This is a genomic window from Streptomyces sp. NRRL S-646 (assembly GCF_000720765.1).
Lineage (GTDB): Bacteria > Actinomycetota > Actinomycetes > Streptomycetales > Streptomycetaceae > Streptomyces.
Genome location: NZ_JODC01000018.1, coordinates 67,215 through 84,630, shown reverse-complemented (window position 1 = coordinate 84,630; position 17,416 = coordinate 67,215). Strand labels below are relative to the sequence as shown.

The 17,416-nt window shown below is 68.7% G+C and carries 17 protein-coding genes; 13 read left to right on the top strand and 4 right to left on the bottom strand.

What is annotated here, in order from left to right:
- Position 1: 1 nt before the first annotated feature.
- Both IH68_RS0138880 and IH68_RS0138875 read right to left on the bottom strand, forming a co-directional pair.
- A complete protein-coding gene (locus tag IH68_RS0138880) occupies positions 2 to 304 on the bottom strand; it encodes a PASTA domain-containing protein (RefSeq protein ID WP_267883774.1) in 303 nt (100 codons plus the stop codon).
- A gap of 116 nt (positions 305 to 420) precedes the next feature.
- Positions 421 to 945 (bottom strand): GNAT family N-acetyltransferase, encoded by a 525-nt coding sequence (locus IH68_RS0138875; RefSeq protein WP_030945339.1) that lies wholly within the window; start codon positions 943 to 945, stop codon positions 421 to 423.
- 100 nt (positions 946 to 1,045) lie between these two features.
- Between IH68_RS0138875 and IH68_RS0138870 the strand changes: the two genes are divergently transcribed.
- Positions 1,046 to 2,362: a geranylgeranyl reductase family protein gene (locus tag IH68_RS0138870; RefSeq protein WP_051833962.1), complete on the top strand. Its 1,317-nt coding sequence runs from the start codon at positions 1,046 to 1,048 to the stop codon at positions 2,360 to 2,362.
- On the opposite strand, the gene def is transcribed toward IH68_RS0138870, so the two are convergent.
- Positions 2,363 to 2,989, bottom strand: coding sequence for a peptide deformylase (gene def / locus IH68_RS0138865; protein ID WP_030945335.1), 627 nt, complete (start codon positions 2,987 to 2,989; stop codon positions 2,363 to 2,365).
- Positions 2,990 to 3,079: 90 nt separating this feature from the next.
- Between def and IH68_RS0138860 the strand changes: the two genes are divergently transcribed.
- On the top strand, positions 3,080 to 4,891 hold the full coding sequence (locus IH68_RS0138860; RefSeq protein ID WP_030945331.1) for a hydroxysqualene dehydroxylase: 1,812 nt from the start codon (positions 3,080 to 3,082) through the stop codon (positions 4,889 to 4,891).
- Between the two features lie 105 nt (positions 4,892 to 4,996).
- Here IH68_RS0138860 and IH68_RS0138855 read toward each other — a convergent pair whose 3' ends face one another.
- Positions 4,997 to 5,791 (bottom strand): C40 family peptidase, encoded by a 795-nt coding sequence (locus IH68_RS0138855; protein WP_030945328.1) that lies wholly within the window; start codon positions 5,789 to 5,791, stop codon positions 4,997 to 4,999.
- Between the two features lie 766 nt (positions 5,792 to 6,557).
- On the opposite strand from IH68_RS0138855, the gene IH68_RS0138850 reads away from it, so the two are divergent.
- From IH68_RS0138850 to nuoK, 11 genes are read left to right on the top strand one after another with little or no spacing between them, the layout of a single operon-like run.
- A complete protein-coding gene (locus IH68_RS0138850; RefSeq protein WP_003992243.1) occupies positions 6,558 to 6,917 on the top strand; it encodes an NADH-quinone oxidoreductase subunit A in 360 nt (119 codons plus the stop codon).
- A gap of 13 nt (positions 6,918 to 6,930) precedes the next feature.
- Complete coding sequence (locus IH68_RS0138845; RefSeq protein ID WP_003998928.1) at positions 6,931 to 7,485, top strand: NuoB/complex I 20 kDa subunit family protein; 555 nt, start codon at positions 6,931 to 6,933, stop codon at positions 7,483 to 7,485.
- Positions 7,482 to 8,237 carry an NADH-quinone oxidoreductase subunit C gene (locus IH68_RS0138840; RefSeq protein WP_030945324.1) on the top strand — a complete coding sequence of 252 codons (756 nt, stop codon included), beginning with the start codon at positions 7,482 to 7,484 and terminating at the stop codon, positions 8,235 to 8,237. Before IH68_RS0138845 ends, IH68_RS0138840 begins: the two co-directional genes overlap by 4 nt.
- Entirely contained in the window at positions 8,234 to 9,556 is a 1,323-nt protein-coding gene (locus IH68_RS0138835; RefSeq protein WP_030945322.1) for an NADH-quinone oxidoreductase subunit D, read from the top strand. Before IH68_RS0138840 ends, IH68_RS0138835 begins: the two co-directional genes overlap by 4 nt.
- Complete coding sequence (nuoE, locus tag IH68_RS0138830) at positions 9,553 to 10,428, top strand: NADH-quinone oxidoreductase subunit NuoE (RefSeq protein WP_030945319.1); 876 nt, start codon at positions 9,553 to 9,555, stop codon at positions 10,426 to 10,428. The genes IH68_RS0138835 and nuoE overlap by 4 nt, the downstream gene beginning before the upstream one ends.
- On the top strand, positions 10,428 to 11,774 hold the full coding sequence (gene nuoF / locus IH68_RS0138825; protein WP_030945315.1) for an NADH-quinone oxidoreductase subunit NuoF: 1,347 nt from the start codon (positions 10,428 to 10,430) through the stop codon (positions 11,772 to 11,774). The genes nuoE and nuoF overlap by 1 nt, the downstream gene beginning before the upstream one ends.
- Positions 11,771 to 14,275: an NADH-quinone oxidoreductase subunit G gene (locus tag IH68_RS0138820; RefSeq protein ID WP_030945313.1), complete on the top strand. Its 2,505-nt coding sequence runs from the start codon at positions 11,771 to 11,773 to the stop codon at positions 14,273 to 14,275. The genes nuoF and IH68_RS0138820 overlap by 4 nt, the downstream gene beginning before the upstream one ends.
- Complete coding sequence (gene nuoH / locus IH68_RS0138815; RefSeq protein WP_030945306.1) at positions 14,272 to 15,636, top strand: NADH-quinone oxidoreductase subunit NuoH; 1,365 nt, start codon at positions 14,272 to 14,274, stop codon at positions 15,634 to 15,636. The genes IH68_RS0138820 and nuoH overlap by 4 nt, the downstream gene beginning before the upstream one ends.
- Positions 15,629 to 16,270: an NADH-quinone oxidoreductase subunit NuoI gene (gene nuoI, locus IH68_RS0138810; protein WP_030945303.1), complete on the top strand. Its 642-nt coding sequence runs from the start codon at positions 15,629 to 15,631 to the stop codon at positions 16,268 to 16,270. The genes nuoH and nuoI overlap by 8 nt, the downstream gene beginning before the upstream one ends.
- On the top strand, positions 16,267 to 17,109 hold the full coding sequence (locus tag IH68_RS0138805; RefSeq protein ID WP_030945300.1) for an NADH-quinone oxidoreductase subunit J: 843 nt from the start codon (positions 16,267 to 16,269) through the stop codon (positions 17,107 to 17,109). The genes nuoI and IH68_RS0138805 overlap by 4 nt, the downstream gene beginning before the upstream one ends.
- A complete protein-coding gene (nuoK, locus tag IH68_RS0138800; RefSeq protein WP_020130147.1) occupies positions 17,106 to 17,405 on the top strand; it encodes an NADH-quinone oxidoreductase subunit NuoK in 300 nt (99 codons plus the stop codon). The genes IH68_RS0138805 and nuoK overlap by 4 nt, the downstream gene beginning before the upstream one ends.
- Positions 17,406 to 17,416 lie beyond the last annotated feature (11 nt).

Genomic DNA, 17,416 nt, shown 5'->3' with positions numbered 1-17,416 from the left:
ATCAGGCGGAGCTGACGACGAACGGGTCACCCGGCTCGTCCAGCTCGCGCTGCAGCCCGCCGGTCGGGGGCCTCGGAATGCGCGGCTCGCGCACGCCTCCGCCGCCCTCACCCTCGCCGAAGTCGAACCACACGTAGATCACGGAGTCCCGCGGCACCTCCGCATTGGGCTGCGGGTACTGCCGTACGACGTACTCGACCACGGTCTGGTGGAAGTCGGGCCGGTCCGGCGCATTCAGGAAGAGGCCGGTCGCCTCCGCCGTCTTGCGCGCGTCCATGGCCATCAGTCCGACCAGCCGTGGCACGCGTACCTCGGGTGTTTTGGGTGTTATTCGCACAGATGTCACCCCCAGCGGTACTGGAAGGGTAACCGCCTGGGGGCTTCGATCGGAAGCGCCAAGTGTCTTTCTGTAGCAGTCAGTTACTCTGCGTGACCGTTCTGCAGGTCGAGTCGGTAGCAGTGCCCCTTCTGCTGCGAGGCCGGCGTCGTGAAGACCTCGGCGAGGTGCATGCCCAGCCGCCGCGTCACCGCGATCGACCGCTTGTTGCCGGCCAGCACCATCGCCACCACGCTCGGCACCTCGGCCGCCCGTAGCCGCTCCAGCGTCATCTGCGCGGCCGTGGTGGCGTACCCCTTGCCCCAGAACTCCCGCCCCAGCCGCCACCCGATCTCGATCTCGCCCTTGGGCCCCCAGTCCTGTGGCCACGGCTGGGCTCCGGTGAACCCGACGACCTGCCCGGACTCGTCGGTCATGGTCCACAGACAGAAACCCCGCTCGGCGTCGTGCCGCCGCTGGCGTGCGGTGAGCTCCTCGTAGACATAGAGGGCCGCCGACCTGCCGCCGTGGAACTCCATGACATCCGGGTCGTCGAACAGCCGGTGCCAGGCCACCGCGTCCTCGTCGGTGGGGACGCGCAGCCGTACTACGGGGAGAGCTCGGTTCACGAGAGCAGCCCTTCAGCCGAGTGATCAATTCTGCTGAATAGACTGCCTGTGTCCAGTGCCGCTCGGCACAGAGATTTGTCGAACTTGGGGAGATCCCGCCGTGACCGTCGTGACCGAGCCCCACTCCGAGCCCTCCCCCGAGCCCTTCTCCGAGAACACTGCCGATGTGATCGTCGTGGGCGCGGGCCCGGCCGGCTCCACGACGGCGTACCACCTCGCCAAGGCCGGCCTCGACGTGCTCCTGCTGGAGAAGACCGAGTTCCCGCGCGAGAAGGTCTGCGGCGACGGCCTGACCCCGCGTGCCACCAAGCAGCTCGTGGCGATGGGCATCGATATCTCCGAGGAGGCCGGCTGGCTGCGCAACAAGGGGCTGCGCATCATCGGCGGCGGCGTCCGCCTCCAGCTGGACTGGCCGGATCTCGCCTCCTTCCCGGACTACGGCCTCGTCCGCAAGCGAGACGACTTCGACGAGCAGCTCGCCCGCAACGCCCAGAAGGCGGGCGCCCGGCTCTTCGAGCGCTGCAACGTCGGCGCGCCGATCGTCGACGACCGCACCGGCCGTATCACCGGCGTCCACGCCAAGCTCGGCGAGGAGAAGCGCGAAGTCACCTTCCACGCCCCGCTCGTGGTCGCCGCCGACGGCAACTCGACGCGCCTGTCGCTGGCGATGGGCCTGCACCGCCGCGAGGACCGCCCGATGGGCGTCGCGGTCCGCACGTACTTCGAGTCGCCCCGCCACGACGACGACTACCTGGAGTCCTGGCTGGAACTCTGGGACCGCCGTGGCCCCCAGGACCGTCTCCTGCCCGGCTACGGCTGGATCTTCGGCATGGGCGACGGCACGTCCAACGTCGGCCTCGGCGTCCTGAACACCTCCGACTCCTTCAAGGAACTGGACTGGCGCGAGGTTCTGAAGGCCTGGTGCGCCTCCATGCCGGAGGACTGGGGCTACACCCCGGACAACATGACCGGGCCGATCCGCGGCGCCGCCCTCCCGATGGCCTTCAACCGCCAGCCCCACTACACCAAGGGCCTGCTCCTGGTCGGCGACGCCGGCGGCCTGGTGAACCCCTTCAACGGCGAGGGCATCGCCTACGCGATGGAATCCGGCCAGATCGCCGCCGACGTCATCGTCCAGGCCCACGCCCGCCCGACGCCCGCGAGCCGCGAACTCGCCCTGCAGCGCTACCCGCGCGTCCTCAAGGACACCTACGGCGGCTACTACACGCTGGGCCGCGCCTTCGTGAAGCTCATCGGCAACCCGAAGGTCATGAAGATCGCGGCCCAGCGCGGCCTGACCCACCCCATGCTGATGAAGTTCACCCTGAAGCTGCTGGCGAACCTGACGGACCCGACCGGCGGCGACGCGATGGACCGCATCATCAACGGGCTGAGCAGGGTGGCCCCGAAGGCGTGACTAGCTCGTGAGGGCTTCCACATTGGCGGCCCGGCGCGCGAACACCTCGTCGCGCCGGTCCGCCACCTGCCTGAGCGCGTCCTGCCGCTCCCGTTTGGAGAGCCGGTCCAGGTAGACCTGGCCGTTGCCGTGGTCGGTCTCGTGCGCCAGGCAGCGCGCGAAGTACCCCGTGCCCTCGATGGTGAGGGGCTCACCGTCCTTGTCGAACCCGCGCACCACGGCCCGGTCCGGACGCGGTACGTCCATCACGGCGCCCGGCACCGACAGACACCCCTCGCCCTCGTCGAGCAGCCGTCGCCCGGCCGGGTCGAGGGTGTCGAGCACCGGGTTGACGACGTGGCCGACGTGCCGGGCCCCTTCGTCGTCCGGGCAGTCGTAGACGAACAGCCGCAGGCCCACGCCGACCTGGTTCGCCGCGAGCCCGGCCCCTTCGGCGACGTACATCGTCAGGAACATGTCGTCGATGAGCGCGGCGAGATCGGGCCCGAACTCGGTCACGTCCCGGCACGGCCGGTGCAGAACCTCTTCACCGACCTCGGTCACGCGCCGCACCCTGCCGCGCCGGGCCTCGGGCGCGAGCGGCGGATACGAGTCGACGGGCCTGCCTTGCACGAACACACGTGGCATCTCTGTGCCTCCTTGTGATTGTGAGGATGCTGTGGGTGACAGGAAAACGGGGTTACGGCCTGCGGAGCCCCTCCCTACCCTCCGTTGTTCATGACAACAGAACACGCGCAGCAGTCGCAGGGGAACACCGGCCACACCCGTAGACGCTTCCTCGCCGGCGCCGGGGGAGCGGCCGGCGCCCTCGCCTTATGGCCCGCCGGACGCGCGACCGCCGCCACCGGCAAGCGCGTCGCCGTCCTCGGTGGCGGAGTCTCCGGCCTCAGCGCCGCCCACGAACTCGCCGAACGCGGCTACGCCGTCACCGTCTACGAGTACTACGACGTCCTCGGCGGCAAGGCCCGCTCGATGCCCGTCCCGGGCACGGGAACCGGCGGTCGGGCGCCGCTCCCCGGCGAGCACGGCTTCCGCTTCTTCCCCGGCTTCTACCGGAACCTGCCGGACACGATGCGCCGCATCCCCTTTCCCGGCAACGCGAACGGCGTCCACGGCAACCTGCGAGGCGCCACCGAGGAACTGTTCGCCCGCAGCTCGGGCCGCCCGGACCTGCACTTCCCCCTGCGCCGCGTCACCACGCCGCCCGCCCCCGGCGACATCACCCCGTCCTGGATCCGCGACCAGGTCCTCTCCGCCCTGGACCTGGGCACCCGCCTGCCCGCCCACGAGGCCGCCTACTTCGCCGACCGGCTCCTCGTCCACCTCACCAGCTGCGACGCCCGCCGTGAGGACCAGTGGGAGAAGACCGCCTGGTGGGACTTCATCCGCGCCGAGGAGATGAGCGAGGAGTACCGGACCCTCCTCGGTATCGGCCAGACCCGCAACCTCGTCGCCACGCGTGCGGAGGTGGCGTCCACCCGCACCGTCGGCCGCGTCATCATCGAGGCCCTGATCCTGTGGGGCCTGCTCGGCCGCGGCCTGGACGGCGACGCCGACATCGACCGCGTCCTCAACGCCCCCACCAGCGAGGCCTGGATCGATCCCTGGCAGACCCACCTCCGCTCCCAGGGCGTCGAGTTCGTGCTCGGGACGCAGGTCCGGGAGGTCGTGTACGAGGGCGGCCGCGTGACCGGCGTACGCGTCGCGGCCCGCGACGGGAGCCAGGAGCGCACGGTCACCGCCGACCACTACGTCTCCGCCATGCCCGTCGAGCACGCCCGCGGGACGTGGGGCAAGGCGCTGCGCGCGGCGGACCCGCAGCTGGCGCGCTGCGACGCCCTGCACACGGACTGGATGACCGGCGTGATGTTCTACCTGCGCACGCCCACCCCCGTCGTGCACGGCCACATCAACTGCCTCGACTCACCCTGGTCGGTGACGGGTATCGGGCAGGCCCAGTTCTGGGACGGGAGGGACTTCTCGCGCGACTACGGCGACGGCCAGGCCCACGACTGCCTGTCCGCGATCATCTCCGAGTGGGACAAGCCGGGCATCCTGTACGGCAAGACGGCCAAGGAGTGCACCAAGGACGAGATTGTCGCCGAGCTGTGGGCCCAGCTGAAGGACGGCCTCAATGACGCCGGCAAGACGACCCTCACGGACGACGACCGCCTCGGCTGGTTCATGGACCCGGCGGTGACGGGCCTCGGCGGCCCCAACCCGCAGAACCGTGAACAGCTCCTCATCCACCCCACGGGCACGCTTTACAACCGCCCCTCGGCGCGCACGAAGGTCCCGAACTTCTTCCTCGCCGGCGACTATGTCCACACCGATGTCGACCTGGCGACGATGGAAGGCGCCAACGAGTCCGCGCGACGGGCTGTCAACGCCCTCCTGAACGCGGACAATTCGGACGCTGAGCCGTGTGAGATCTGGGAGCTGTACAGGCCTCCGGAGATGGAGCCCCTGAAGCGGGTCGACGAACTGCGCTACAAGCTCGGCATGCCCAACACCTTCGACCTGGGGTAGACCTGCCCGGCACGGACCCGGCGAAAAGGACGGAGGGGCCGCTGCCCCCGAGCGGCTGCGGCCCTTCCGTGCGTCCGTGCAGCACGTGTTGTGCTGCGAGGTGCGTCAGAGCACCCGCACCGCTCCGGTCGGCGGGTCGTAGGAGAGCGGCTTCTCGACGACGCCGCTCGACGGGTTCTGCGCGCCGACGAACATGCCGTCGCCGACGTACACCGCCACGTGGTACGCGCTGCCCGCGCTGCCCCAGTAAAGGATGTCGCCCGGCTGCAGGTTGCTCAGCGAGACCGGCGTGCCGGCGGTCGACTGGTCCTGCGAGACCCGCGGCAGGCTGATGCTGATCTGCTTGAAGGCGGTCTGCACCAGGCCCGAACAGTCGTAAGCGGACGAACCGGTCGCACCGGACACATAGGCCTTACCGACCTGAGCCTTGACGAAGTTGACGATCGCGGCGGCCGAACCGGTGGCCGTGGACGTCGAGGTGCTCGTCGTGGTGGCGGCGAGGGTGGTCCGCTCCGCGCTGCGGGATGCGGCCTGCTCGGCGGCGGCCTTGCGGGCGGCCTCGGCCTTCTTCTTGGCCTCGGCCTTCTTCTTCGCCTCCGCGAGGTCCGCCTTGGCCTGCTTCGCGGCGTTTGCGGCGGCCGCGTCACGCTCGGCCTGCAGCTCGTAGTTCGCGGCCGCCTGCTGCGTGGCGTCCGCGGACTGGGCGACCTGAGTGGCCAGATCGGCCGTCAGGGTGGGCAGTTGCAGGGTCTGCGTGGTCTCGGCGGCGCTCGCCGAGGCCGAGGCGCCTGCGGCAGCCATGCTGAGGACGCCACCGGCAACTCCGGCGCGCACCGCGAGACTCGTCGTCGCGCTGCGGCGGGGTTTCCGGTGGCTGCGTATGTGAGCGGTGTGGGACATGAGAACAACGGGTATCAGGGGCTCCTCCATACCTTCAAGAAACGTGTGGTGCGCCACAGTTGTTCAGCCGACGGCCCGAATTCCGGGCGGCTCGCTCTTTATTGACGCCGTAACGGACATTGCGGGCACGACCTATCGGGCCTGTGATCACGGCGTTTCATGATTACGCCCGAATTGCCCCGCACCTACCACTGGTTGGGACAGGTGGCCAAGCCCCGCTCTCAGGTGCCTCTCATGGTGTGGCGGAGGTCACGCAACGGTCACGGCAATGTGTGCGTCTCGCGCGAAGATCACGACCGGATTGCGCTCGGGTCACGACCGGGCCCCGCTCGTGAATGCGTGCACGCGTCCACACCGCACCGCACGCCTCCTTCTGATGTGTGAACGCGGTGCACTATCAGGACATCTCGTCCAACACCAATTTGCATGCAAGGGAAGTCTCTTGATATGGAGACGACCCTCCCGAGCTGCATCGACGAGCGAAAATGTCACCTCTGGTGATCACTTGGACGCTTCGCGTACGAAGATCACCGCTCATCCGACTTCATGATCCTTCATCAGGTGGTGGAGATCACAAAGCTTGTGCAATACCCCGTGTCGCAGATCACAGAGCGGCGGGCATAAGATGCGAGGCAGTTGGGCTTGTGACCTGCTTCACATGTTCTCGATCTTCGCCGGGACGGGCGGGGTTGGAGAGGCGTATGAGGTTGGTGTGAGTCCGATGCCATCGCCAGCAGTCAGTGCCGACTGAGAGGAGCGAGGAGCGGTGAACGCGTATGCGCCCATCCTCGTACTGGGAGCCCTCGGGGCAGGCTTTGCGATCTTCTCCGTGGTCATGGCCACGCTGATCGGTCCGAAGCGGTACAACCGGGCCAAGCTCGAGGCCTACGAGTGCGGAATCGAGCCGACCCCCACGCCGGCCGGCGGCGGGCGCTTCCCCATCAAGTACTACCTGACGGCGATGCTCTTCATCGTCTTCGACATCGAGATCGTCTTCCTCTACCCCTGGGCCGTCACCTTCGACGCCCTGGGGATTTTCGGGCTCGTGGAGATGCTGCTCTTCGTGCTCACCGTCTTCGTCGCGTACGCGTACGTATGGCGGCGCGGCGGCCTGGAATGGGACTGAGGGGCCTTTACACATGGGACTCGAAGAAAAGCTGCCGAGCGGATTCCTGCTGACCACCGTCGAGCAGGCCGCGGGCTGGGTGCGCAAGGCGTCCGTCTTCCCGGCCACGTTCGGCCTCGCCTGCTGCGCCATCGAAATGATGACCACCGGCGCCGGCCGCTACGACCTGGCGCGCTTCGGCATGGAGGTCTTCCGCGGTTCGCCCCGCCAGGCGGACCTGATGATCGTGGCCGGCCGGGTGAGCCAGAAGATGGCGCCGGTACTGCGCCAGGTCTACGACCAGATGCCGAACCCCAAGTGGGTGATCTCCATGGGGGTCTGCGCCTCCTCGGGCGGCATGTTCAACAACTACGCGATCGTCCAGGGCGTCGACCACATCGTGCCGGTCGACATCTATCTGCCCGGCTGCCCGCCACGGCCCGAGATGCTGATGGACGCCATCCTCAAGCTGCACCAGAAGATCCAGACCTCCAAGCTCGGCGTGAACGCCGAGGAGGCGGCCCGCGAGGCGGAGGAAGCGGCGCTCAAGGCCCTGCCCACGATCGAGATGAAGGGGCTGCTGCGGTGAGCGACGCGAACGGCACCAACGGAGCGTCGAACGGGGTGAACCCCGAAAAGGACCTCGGCGCATCCAACCTGCCCGGCCAGCGCGGCGAGGGCGGTGAGGAGATCCGCGTCCAGCGCGGCATGTTCGGCGCCAACAACGGCGGCGACACCTCCGGCTACGGCGGCCTGGTCCGCTCGGTCCGCCTCCCGGGACCGGCGGCCCGCCCCTACGGCGGCTGGTTCGACGAGGTCGCCGACGAACTGGAAGGCGCCCTGGAGGAGCAGGGACTCCTCCCGGACAACGCGATCGAGAAGACGGTCGTCGACCGCGGCGAACTCACCTTCCACATCGAGCGCGAGCACCTGCTGCGCGTCGCCCGCACCCTGCGCGACGACCCCGCCCTGCGCTTCGAGCTCTGTACCGGCGTCAGCGGCGTCCACTACCCGCACGACAAGGGCCGCGAGCTGCACGCCGTCTACCACCTGCGCTCGATCACCCACAACCGGCTGATCCGCCTCGAAGTCAGCGCCCCCGACGCCGACCCGAAGATCCCGTCCCTGGTCTCCGTCTATCCCACCAACGACTGGCACGAGCGCGAGACCTACGACTTCTTCGGAATCGTCTTCGACGGTCACCCGGCCCTGACGCGGATCATGATGCCGGACGACTGGCAGGGGCATCCGCAACGCAAGGACTACCCCCTCGGCGGCATCCCCGTCGAGTACAAGGGCGCCCAGATCCCGGCTCCGGACCAGCGGAGGTCGTACTCGTGAGCACGCAGTCAGCATCCGCCCGCGAGACCACCGAGGGTGCCGTCTACACGGTCACCGGTGGCGACTGGGACGAGGTCGTCCAGTCCGCGGCCCGCGCCGACGACGAGCGCATCGTCGTCAACATGGGGCCCCAGCACCCCTCCACCCATGGAGTGCTCCGTCTGATCCTGGAGATCGACGGCGAGACGGTCACCGAGGCCCGCTGCGGCATCGGCTACCTCCACACGGGCATCGAGAAGAACCTCGAGTTCCGCACGTGGACGCAGGGCACCACGTTCGTGACGCGCATGGACTACCTCACGTCCTTCTTCAACGAGACCGCCTACTGCCTCGCCGTCGAGAAACTCCTCGGCATCGAGGACCAGATCACCGAGCGGGCCAAGATCATCCGGGTGCTCCTGATGGAGCTGAACCGGCTCTCCTCGCACCTGGTGTGCATCGCCACCGGCGGCATGGAACTCGGCGCCACCACGATCATGATCTACGGATTCCGTGATCGTGAAATGATTCTCGACATCTACGAGCTCATCACGGGCCTGCGCATGAACCATGCGTACATCCGGCCCGGCGGACTCGCGCAGGACCTGCCGCCCGGCGCGGTGGACCACATCCGCGAGTTCGTGAAGAAGATGAAGAAGAACCTCCCGGAGTACGACAAGCTCGCCACCGGGAACCCCATCTTCAAGGCCCGTATGCAGGACGTGGGCTACCTCGACCTGGCCGGCTGCATGGCTCTCGGAGCCACCGGCCCGATCCTGCGCTCCACCGGCCTCCCGCACGACCTGCGCAAGACGCAGCCGTACTGCGACTACGAGACGTACGACTTCGACGTCCCGACCGCCGACACCTGCGACTCCTACGGGCGCTTCCTGATCCGGCTGGAGGAGATGCGTCAGTCCCTCAGGATCGTCGAGCAGTGCCTGGACCGGCTGCAGCCCGGACCGGTCATGGTCGCCGACAAGAAGATCGCCTGGCCCGCCCAGCTCGCCCTGGGGCCGGACGGGCTCGGCAACTCCCTCGACCACATCAAGAAGATCATGGGCACTTCCATGGAGGCCCTGATCCACCACTTCAAGCTGGTCACCGAGGGCTTCCGCGTCCCGCCGGGACAGGCGTACGCGGCCGTCGAGTCGCCCAAGGGCGAACTCGGGGTGCACGCCGTGTCCGACGGCGGCACCCGCCCCTTCCGGGTCCACTTCCGTGACCCGTCCTTCACCAACCTGCAGGCCATGGCGGCGATGTGCGAGGGCGGCCAGGTCGCCGACGTCATCGTCGCCGTCGCGTCCATCGACCCCGTGATGGGAGGCGTCGACCGGTGACCACCAGTTCTTCGGAGCGGGGCGTCAGCCTGGGCATGCCCGAACTGCCCGCGCCCGCCTACCCGGACGACGTCCGAGCCCGGCTCGAGACGGATGCGCGCGAGGTGATCGCCCGCTACCCGGACTCCCGGTCCGCGCTCCTGCCGTTGCTGCATCTCGTGCAGTCGGAGGAGGGCCATGTCACGCGCACCGGGATGCAGTTCTGCGCGGACATGCTGCACCTGACCACGGCGGAGGTCACCGCGGTCGCCACCTTCTACACCATGTACCGGCGCAAGCCGTCCGGTGACTACCAGGTGGGCGTCTGCACCAACACCCTGTGTGCGGTGATGGGCGGTGACGCGATCTTCGAGGAGCTCCAGGAGCACCTCGGCGTCGGCAACGGTGAGACCACCGACGACGGCAAGGTCACCCTGGAGCACATCGAGTGCAACGCGGCCTGCGACTTCGCGCCGGTGGTGATGGTCAACTGGGAGTTCTTCGACAACCAGACCCCGGCCAGCGCCAAGCGCCTCGTCGACGACCTGCGCGCGGGACGGGACGTCGAACCCACGCGCGGGGCGCGCCTGTGCACCTTCAAGGACACCGCGCGGATGCTGGCCGGCTTCCCCGACGAGCGGCCAGGGGCCGTCGAGGAGAGCGGCAGTGCGGGACCGGCGTCGCTGGTGGGCCTTCGCCTGGCAAGGGGAGAGGCCGCACCCGCGCGCGTGGTCCATCCGCGGGACGGCGGCCCGCACGAGGACGAGCCGCAGGACAGGGCAGTGCACGAGCCGTCGCCGACCGAGCACCTCAGCTCACACGATGCGCCGCAGGACACGTCGGCCTCCGACCCGGCCCACCCGGCAGGGCCTGCCGCCGAGGAGGGGGAGTGATGACCTTGGCACCCGAACTCAAGAACAACAGCCCCGAGAAGCTGCTCGCACCCGTGCTGTCGGCCTTCTGGGACGAGGACCGGTCCTGGACTCTGGACGTCTACAAAAGGCACGAGGGATACGAGGGGCTCCGCAAGGCGCTCGCGATGTCCCCGGACGACCTGATCGCGTACGTCAAGGACTCCGGGCTGCGCGGCCGCGGCGGCGCGGGGTTCCCGACGGGAATGAAATGGCAGTTCATTCCCCAAGGGGATGGAAAACCGCACTATCTAGTTGTCAACGCCGACGAGTCGGAGCCTGGGACGTGCAAGGACATCCCGCTCCTCTTCGCGAACCCGCACAGCCTCATCGAGGGCATTGTCATCGCGTGTTACGCCATCAGGTCTTCGCATGCCTTCATCTATCTGCGTGGTGAAGTCGTCCCCGTACTGCGGCGGTTGCACGAGGCCGTGCGCGAGGCATACGAGGCCGGCTACCTCGGCGAGAACATCCTGGGCAGCGGGCTGAACCTCCAGCTCACCGTGCACGCCGGCGCCGGCGCGTACATCTGCGGTGAGGAGACCGCACTGCTCGACTCGCTCGAAGGCCGCCGGGGTCAACCGCGGCTCCGTCCCCCCTTCCCTGCGGTGGCGGGCCTCTATGCGTGCCCGACTGTTGTGAACAACGTCGAGTCGATCGCGTCGGTTCCCGCAATTCTCCATCGGGGCAAGGAATGGTTCCGGTCGATGGGCAGCGAGAAGTCCCCCGGCTTCACGCTCTACTCGCTCAGCGGCCACGTCACGAGTCCCGGCCAGTACGAGGCACCGCTCGGCATCACGCTCCGCCAGCTCCTTGAAATGAGCGGCGGGATGCGGCCGGGCCACCGCCTCAAGTTCTGGACGCCGGGCGGCTCCTCGACACCGATGTTCACCGACGAGCACCTCGACGTACCCCTCGACTACGAGGGAGTGGGCGCCGCCGGCTCCATGCTCGGCACCAAGGCCCTGCAGTGCTTCGACGAGACGACCTGCGTCGTCCGCGCCGTCACCCGCTGGACCGAGTTCTACGCCCACGAGTCCTGCGGCAAGTGCACGCCGTGCCGCGAAGGGACGTACTGGCTCGTGCAGTTGCTGCGCGACATCGAGGCCGGCAAGGGCGTCATGTCCGACCTCGACAAGCTGAACGACATCGCCGACAACATCAACGGCAAGTCGTTCTGCGCCCTCGGCGACGGCGCAGCCTCGCCGATCTTCTCCTCGCTCAAGTACTTCCGCGAGGAGTACGAGCAGCACATCACGGGCCGCGGCTGCCCCTTCGACCCGGCCAAGTCGACGGCCTGGGCCGACCGCACGGAGGTGAACGCATGACCGTGACCACCAGCGCTCCCACGGGTGGGGGAGAGGCGGCGGTCCCGCCGGAGGATCTCGTCTCGCTGACGATCGACGGCGCCGAGATCAGCGTGCCCAAGGGCACCCTGGTCATCCGGGCCGCCGAGCAGCTCGGCATCGAGATCCCCCGGTTCTGCGACCATCCCCTGCTCGACCCGGCCGGCGCCTGCCGCCAGTGCATCGTCGAGGTCGAGGGCCAGCGCAAGCCGATGGCGTCCTGCACGATCACGTGCACGGACGGCATGGTCGTGAAGACGCACCTCACCTCGCCGGTCGCCGAGAAGGCCCAGCACGGCGTGATGGAGCTGCTCCTCATCAACCACCCGCTGGACTGCCCGGTCTGCGACAAGGGCGGCGAGTGTCCCCTGCAGAACCAGGCGATGTCCCACGGGCAGGCCGAGTCGCGCTTCGAGGGCAAGAAGCGGACGTACGAGAAGCCCGTGCCGATCTCCACGCAGGTGCTGCTCGACCGTGAGCGGTGCGTGCTGTGCGCCCGCTGCACCCGCTTCTCCAACCAGATCGCGGGCGACCCGATGATCGAGCTGGTCGAGCGGGGCGCGCTGCAGCAGGTCGGCACCGGCGAGGGTGACCCCTTCGAGTCGTACTTCTCCGGCAACACCATCCAGATCTGCCCGGTCGGCGCGCTCACCTCGGCGGCGTACCGATTCCGCTCCCGCCCCTTCGACCTGGTGTCCTCCCCGAGCGTGTGCGAGCACTGCTCCGGCGGCTGCGCCACCCGCACCGACCACCGGCGTGGCAAGGTCATGCGGCGGCTCGCCGCCAACGACCCCGAGGTCAACGAGGAGTGGATCTGCGACAAGGGGCGGTTCGGGTTCCGGTACGCACAGCAGCGCGACCGGCTCCAGACACCGCTCGTACGGAACGCGGAGGGTGACCTCGAACCGGCCTCCTGGCCGGAGGCGCTGCAGATCGCCGCGCAGGGACTGCTCGCCTCCCGCGGCAGGACCGGCGTCCTGACCGGCGGCCGCCTCACCGTCGAGGACGCCTACGCGTACAGCAAGTTCGCACGCGTGGCCCTCGACACGAACGACATCGACTTCCGCGCGCGCGTGCACGGCGGCGAGGAGTCAGACTTCCTCGCCGCGAAGATCGCCGGACGAGGACGTGATCTCGACGGTACGGGCGTCACGTACACCTCCCTGGAGAAGGCGCCTGCGGTGCTGCTGGTCGGGTTCGAGGCCGAGGAGGAGGCGCCCGGCGTCTTCCTGCGGCTGCGCAAGGCCTGGCGGGGGCACGGTCAGCAGGTGTTCTCGCTGGCCACGCACACCACCCGCGGTCTCGAGAAGGCCGGCGGCACCCTGCTGGCGGCCGCCCCGGGCACCGAGACCGAGTGGCTGGACGCACTCGCCAGCGGCGTCGGACTGGAGGACGGCGGGGCCAAGGCGGCCGAGGCGCTGCGCGCCGAGGGCGCGGTGATCGTCGTCGGTGAGCGGCTGGCCGCTGTGGCAGGCGGACTGACCGCAGCCGTACGGGCCGCCGCCGCGACCGGCGCCCAGCTGGTGTGGATCCCGCGGCGGGCCGGTGAGCGCGGTGCCCTCGAGGCGGGCGCGCTGCCCTCGCTGCTGCCGGGCGGACGCCCGGCCACCGATCCACGCGCGCGTGAGGAGGTCGCAGCGGCCTGGGGCCTCGCCGAACTCCCGCACCGCTACGGCCGCGACACCAGTCAGATCGTCGAGGCCGCCGCGACCGGCGAGCTGCAGGCACTGCTGGTCGCGGGCGTCGAGGTCGCCGACCTGCCGGACCCGGCACGCGCGCGTGAAGCGCTGCAGGAGGCCGGCTTCGTGGTGTCGCTGGAGCTGCGCCCCAGTGAGGTCACCGAGCGCGCCGACGTCGTACTTCCCGTCGCCGCGGTCGCCGAGAAGGCCGGCACCTTCCTCAACTGGGAAGGCCGGGTGCGGTTCTTCGAGGCCGCGCTCAAGCCGGACCAGATGACCCGCCGCCTCGCGCCCACCGACGCGCGCGTGCTGCAGATGCTGGCCGACGCCATGGACGTCCACCTGGGTCTGCCGGATCTGCGCACCGTGCGCGCGGAGATCGACCGGCTCGGCCCCTGGGACGGGCCCCGCGCCACCGAACCCCTGGAAACCGCGGCCCAGTTGCCGCGGCCCGCCGCCGGGGAAGCCGTACTGGCCGGGCACCGGCTGCTGCTCGACCAGGGACTCCTCCAGGAGGGCGACGAAGCGCTCGCCGGAACCCGGCACGCCGCCCACGCGCGCGTGTCGGGCGCGACCGCCACCGAGGCGGGCGTCAAGGACGGCGACACCATCGTCGTGACAGGTCCCTCCGGAGCGGTCGAACTGCCGCTGCGGATCGCGGAGATGCCCGACCGTGTGGTCTGGCTCCCGCTGAACTCCGCAGGCGGGGGCGTCGCCTCCGACACCGGGGCGCTGCCCGGCGCTCTCGTCCGTATCGGCCCGGCGACGCTCGTCGGCGAGGCCCCCAAGGAGGTGGAGGCATGAGCCCGTACCTCGCCGCTGAAGACCTCTCGATGTTCGGCCGCGACCCCTGGTGGCTGGTCGTCATCAAGGCCGTCTTCTGCTTCGCCTTCCTGATGGTGACCGTGCTGTTCTCCATCGTCTGGGAGCGCAAGGTCGTCGCCTGGATGCAGCTGCGCATCGGCCCGAACCGGCACGGCCCCTGGGGCATGCTCCAGTCGCTCGCCGACGGCATCAAGCTGATGCTCAAGGAAGACGTCATCGTCAAACGCGCGGACAAGGTCGTCTACGTCCTCGCGCCGATCATCGCGGCCATCCCGGCCTTCATGGCGATCGCGGTGATCCCCTTCGGCCCGGCCGACAACGAGATCTCGATCTTCGGCACGCGCACCACGATGCAGCTGACCGACCTGCCGATCGCGATGCTGTTCATCCTCGCGGTCGCCTCGGTCGGCATCTACGGCATCGTCCTTGCGGGTTGGAGTTCCGGATCCACCTACCCGCTCCTCGGCGGCCTGCGCTCCTGCGCGCAGATGATCTCGTACGAGATCGCCATGGGCGCCGCCTTCGCCTCCGTGTTCCTCTACTCGGGGTCGATGTCGACGTCGACGATCGTCGAGCAGCAGCACGACCGCTGGTACATCGTCCTGCTGCCGGTCTCCTTCATCCTCTACATCGTCACGATGGTCGGCGAGACCAACCGCGCCCCCTTCGACATGCCGGAGTCCGAGGGCGACCTGGTCGGCGGCTTCAACACCGAGTACTCGTCGATCAAGTTCGCGATGTTCATGCTCGCCGAGTACGTGAACATGGTGACGGTCTCGGCCGTGTCGACCACGCTCTTCCTCGGCGGGTGGCGCGCCCCCTGGCCGATCAGCACCTTCTGGGAGGGTGCCAACCACGGCTGGTGGCCGCTGCTCTGGTTCGTGATCAAGGTGCAGCTGCTGCTGTTCCTCTTCATCTGGCTGCGCGGCACCCTCCCACGGGTCCGCTACGACCAGCTGATGAAGCTGGGCTGGAAGGTCCTCATCCCGGTCTCCGTGGTCTGGCTGATGCTGGTCGCGACCGTCCGGGCGCTCAGGAACGAGAACTACGACTTCGCCGACATCGCCCTCTACATCGCCGGCGGCGTCCTCGCCCTCCTGCTGTTGTCCTTCATCGCCGACATGTTCCGCGAGAAGGCCAAGGAGGACAGGCAGGCCGCCGAGGCGCCCGCCGGATTCGACCCGATGGCGGGCGGATTCCCCGTACCGCCACTGCCGGGACAGGAGTTGCCGCCGGTGCCGAGGCGCAGTCCGCGCCGCGAGCGAGAGCTGATTGTCAGTGGTGGGTCGGATACTGCCAGTGACGGATCTTCGGATGGAAAGGAGGCGTCCGATGGCTGAGGAGCCCAAGGAGACCAAGCCCGGTTTCATGAACCCCGTCGCAGGCTTCGGCGTGACCTTCAAGGCCATGTTCAAGAAGCGGCTGACCGAGCAGTACCCGGAGCAGCAGAAGACCACCGCCCCCCGGTTCCACGGACGGCACCAGCTCAACCGCCATCCGGACGGCCTGGAGAAGTGCGTCGGCTGCGAGCTGTGCGCCTGGGCCTGCCCCGCCGACGCCATCTACGTGGAGGGCGCCGACAACACGGACGAGGAGCGCTACTCGCCCGGCGAGCGGTACGGGCGCGTGTACCAGATCAACTACGCCCGCTGCATCCTGTGCGGTCTGTGCATCGAGGCGTGCCCCACGCGCGCGCTCACGATGACCAATGAGTTCGAGCTCGCCGACAGCAGCCGCGCCAACCTCATCTACACCAAGGAGCAGCTGCTCGCCGGTCTCGAAGAGGGCATGGTCGACAGCCCGCACGCCATCTACCCGGGGATGGACGAGCAGGACTACTACCGGGGACTCGTCACCGAGGCCGCGCCCGGTACCGAGCGCCAGGTGGCCCTGTCCAAGGGCGAGGTCGTCCAGGAAGCCGCCTCCACCTCCGGTGAGGACGAGCCCGCCTCGGAGAAGGTGATCGGCCGATGAGCGCGCAACTCGCCGCCTACTCCACCTCCACCGGAGAGGCCTTCCAGTTCTGGGTCCTCGGCACCGTCGCCGTGATCGGTGCGCTGGCCACCGTCTTCATGAAGAGGGCCGTGCACAGCGCGCTCTCGCTCGCCGGCACCATGATCATCCTGGCGATCTTCTACCTCGCCAACGGCGCCTACTTCCTGGGCATCGTGCAGATCGTCGTCTACACCGGCGCGATCATGATGCTGTTCCTGTTCGTGGTGATGCTCGTCGGCGTGACGGCTGCGGACTCCCTGAAGGAGACCATCAAGGGCCAGCGCTGGCTGGCACTTCTCTGCGGGCTCGGCTTCGGCATCCTGCTCCTCGCCGGGATCGGCAACGCCTCCCTCAAGGAGTTCAACGGCCTGGGCGAGGCGAACGCCAACGGCAATGTGGAGGGCCTCGCGGCCCTCATCTTCACCAAGTACGTCTTCGCCTTCGAAATCACCGGTGCCCTGCTGATCACGGCAGCCGTCGGCGCCATGGTGCTCACGCACCGCGAGCGCACCGAACGCGCCAAGACCCAGCGCGAGCTGTCCGAACAGCGCGTCCGGGAAGGCAAGTACGTACCGCCGCTGCCGGCGCCCGGCGTGTACGCCCGGCACAACGCGGTGGACATCGCGGGCCTGCTGCCCGACGGCACCCCGTCCGAGCTCACGGTCAGCAAGACGCTGCGTGAACGCGGCCAGATCCGTGACGTGTCGGCCGAGGCGCTCAACGACCTGCGGGCGCTGGAGCAGCGCGCTCAGGAGCGCCTGGAGCGGACCGCGATCGATCCGGCGAACCTCAAGCGGGCCGAGGAGGCGTCGAAGTGAACCCGGTCAACTACCTGTATCTCGCTGCCCTGTTGTTCACGATCGGCGCCACCGGCGTACTGATCAGGCGCAACGCGATCGTCGTGTTCATGTGTATCGAGCTCATGCTCAACGCCTGCAACCTCGCGTTCGTCACCTTCTCCCGGATGCACGGCAATCTCGACGGCCAGATCATCGCCTTCTTCACGATGGTCGTCGCCGCCGCAGAGGTCGTGGTCGGCCTCGCGATCATCGTGTCCCTGTTCCGTTCCCGCCACTCGGCCTCGGTCGACGACGCCAGCCTGATGAAGCTCTGAGGGGTCGCTGA

Coding starts and splice junctions, on each gene's coding strand:
- IH68_RS0138855 (WP_030945328.1), bottom strand. CDS start 5,791: ATGTCCCACACCGCTCACATACGCAGCCACCGGAAACCCCGCCGCAGC.
- IH68_RS0138805 (WP_030945300.1), top strand. CDS start 16,267: ATGAGCGCGCAACTCGCCGCCTACTCCACCTCCACCGGAGAGGCCTTC.
- IH68_RS0138845 (WP_003998928.1), top strand. CDS start 6,931: ATGGGACTCGAAGAAAAGCTGCCGAGCGGATTCCTGCTGACCACCGTC.
- def (WP_030945335.1), bottom strand. CDS start 2,989: ATGCCACGTGTGTTCGTGCAAGGCAGGCCCGTCGACTCGTATCCGCCG.
- IH68_RS0138820 (WP_030945313.1), top strand. CDS start 11,771: ATGACCGTGACCACCAGCGCTCCCACGGGTGGGGGAGAGGCGGCGGTC.
- nuoI (WP_030945303.1), top strand. CDS start 15,629: ATGGCTGAGGAGCCCAAGGAGACCAAGCCCGGTTTCATGAACCCCGTC.
- nuoH (WP_030945306.1), top strand. CDS start 14,272: ATGAGCCCGTACCTCGCCGCTGAAGACCTCTCGATGTTCGGCCGCGAC.
- nuoF (WP_030945315.1), top strand. CDS start 10,428: ATGACCTTGGCACCCGAACTCAAGAACAACAGCCCCGAGAAGCTGCTC.
- IH68_RS0138860 (WP_030945331.1), top strand. CDS start 3,080: ATGACAACAGAACACGCGCAGCAGTCGCAGGGGAACACCGGCCACACC.